The 485-nt window shown below is 69.9% G+C and carries 1 protein-coding gene; it reads right to left on the reverse strand.

Features of this window, described 5'->3' with window-relative positions:
- Nucleotides 1-485, reverse strand: a 485-nt coding sequence (locus TR48_RS38420) for a beta-ketoacyl synthase N-terminal-like domain-containing protein (protein WP_042375650.1), incomplete at both ends; no start/stop codon positions are given.

Below are 485 nucleotides of genomic sequence, written 5' to 3' on the forward strand. Positions count from 1 at the left end.
CGATCCCCTCCTGGCCGTCGGCCAGGAGCGAGATGTAGTCCTGGCCGTTGGTTCCGATGAAGACGCCGGACTGGCTGCCGCGCAGCGAGACCGGGTCGATGCCGGCCCGCTCGAACACCTCCCACGAGGTCTCCAGCAGCAGACGCTGCTGGGGGTCCATGGTGGTCGCTTCACGCGGGCTGATGCCAAAGAACGCGGAGTCGAACCGGGTCGCGTCCTGGAGGAACGCGCCCTTGCGGGTGTAGATCTTGCCGAGCTGGTCGGGGTCGTCGTCGAAGAGCGAGTCGAGATCCCAGCCTCGGTCGGTCGGGAAGTCCACGACCGCGTCGCCGCCCGCGACGAGCAGCTGCCACAGCTCCTCGGGCGAGGTCACCCCGCCCGGGAAGCGGCAGCTCATCGCGACGATGGCGATCGGCTCGTCATCTGCCACGGCGGTGACCGCGACCGGCGTCGCGCCGGAGGTGTCCCGGCCGAGCAGCTCGGTA

The sequence above is a fragment of the Streptacidiphilus neutrinimicus genome (genome assembly GCF_000787815.1).
Lineage (GTDB): Bacteria > Actinomycetota > Actinomycetes > Streptomycetales > Streptomycetaceae > Streptacidiphilus > Streptacidiphilus neutrinimicus.